Here is a 1,703-nt window from a genome sequence, read left to right as displayed (position 1 = left end):
TATAAGCAGGGGCAGTTTATTGAGTTGAATGTGAAGCCGGCTTGCGTCTTATCTAGGTTTGAAAGCATGCCGTAAAGAGTCTTGTTCTTGAATGGTTTTAAAGAGCTTGGGGTGATTGTTCGTCTAACAGAGCTTGCACGCGCTTTTGAATCCTGCGCATTTGTGGATAGTAATCCAATGCTGTTTCATAAGCTTTAAGAGCAAGTTTTGGACGCTCCGTTGCTTCCATGACAACACCAAGTTCAAAAAAAGCACTATAATTGCGCGGCTCAAGCTCAAGAGCATGGTTGAGATCAAGCAGGGCAAGTTTGAAATCGTTCAGCTGAATGTGAATCCAAGCACGCCTTACCCAAGCTTCAGAATGAGTAGGTAAAAGTGCAAGAGCATTGTCAATATAATCAAGCGCAAGTCCATAATCATCGCTGTTGAGCGCATTTTCAGCCCATGACATTAAAAGATCAATCGTCTCACTCCCCGATTGGGACCATAAATGTTGAAGTTGTTGACTGATCTTTTTCGCTTTAGCAACATCAGCACAATATTTCAACTCTTTGAGTAAACGTGAAATTTCTGCTTCTTTGCGCTGCTTAACTCTATCAACATGGGAAAGTTGCTCTTTGTCAAGATCTTCAAGAATAACCGCCGAGGAATCAGAATCGGAGGGCGTTGAGGAAGGGGGAGGAGAATTGGGAATAAGATCATCTAACGGTAAAAGCGATTGTGGAGAAGGCCGATCTTCAGGAAGAGAAGGAGGATTTTGCCCATAGCTCGAGGGAACAAAACAAAAAACGCCAACAAAAAAAAGAAAAAACGCGCGCTGAAAAATACAGAAAAAACGCAGCTGAAAAAATCGAAAGGCTTTTAAAAAAATAGAAGAATCCATAAAAACAAGCCCCCAAAAGATAAATCACCAAATATTATCAAATACTAGACTTGTAATCAACGGACTTATAACCAAAAAAACGCAAAAAAATTTTTTAAGCCTACAATTAAAGTAGGCATAAAAACATTGATCCTAAAGAAATTAGTCCTAAAAGAATTAGCCCTGACGTGCTCTAAAACGTGGGTTCGTTTTATTAAGAATATAAACACGACCCTTACGACGCACCAAACGATTGTTACGGTGGCGCTCTTTTAGTGCTTTAAGCGAATTTTTAATTTTCATCATATTCACCGTTTAAATAGTTTACGTAACACAATACTATAATACAATATTAAAACACGAAAATACAATATTACAACCCCAATAGACTGCTTACTCTATGAGCATTGCATTGCGATATCGTACTTCCATGATAACATCACACGATACACTTTTTCACTGTGATCACAAAAAGAAAAGCGCACTCTTAAGGTACGCATTAACCACTTCATTAGCACAACGATAAGTGAAAATTGCAAAAAAGTAGGAGAGATTTAACAAGAAGTCTTATTCTTGTCAAGGGTATATCCCTTATAAATTCCTTAGGGTGTGTTAAGGGTTGGTCTTGAAGGTAAAAATTTTTTCGTAAAAAAAGGACATAAAAAAGCACAAAGAGTGGAAAAAAGTAAAAGCCTTTTCAGCTTTAAACAAATAAGCTCTGTTAGGGAGTGTTGCAAGAATAGGAGCGCTGTTGAGCCGTTGGATTGTTGAAGTGGTGTGGGTTTTTGTCGTTAAGGGCAAGGGGGGCTTCTTAAAACGCAAGAGGCTTGTTTGTTGCGGG

Annotated in this window: 2 protein-coding genes; both read right to left on the bottom strand. The window is 38.8% G+C overall.

Annotated features, from left to right (window positions below; all coding sequences use genetic code 11):
- Positions 1 to 97: 97 nt before the first annotated feature.
- Positions 98 to 883, bottom strand: a complete 786-nt coding sequence (locus ACFIJL_RS04065; protein WP_375622768.1) for a tetratricopeptide repeat protein — start codon at positions 881 to 883, stop codon at positions 98 to 100.
- Positions 884 to 1,039: 156 nt separating this feature from the next.
- Positions 1,040 to 1,165, bottom strand: coding sequence for a type B 50S ribosomal protein L36 (ykgO, locus tag ACFIJL_RS04060; protein ID WP_004863016.1), 126 nt, complete (start codon positions 1,163 to 1,165; stop codon positions 1,040 to 1,042).
- Positions 1,166 to 1,703 lie beyond the last annotated feature (538 nt).

The organism is Bartonella sp. TT119HLJHH (assembly GCF_042193385.1).
Taxonomy (GTDB): Bacteria; Pseudomonadota; Alphaproteobacteria; order Rhizobiales; family Rhizobiaceae; genus Bartonella.
This window is presented reverse-complemented; position numbering and strand designations above follow the sequence as displayed.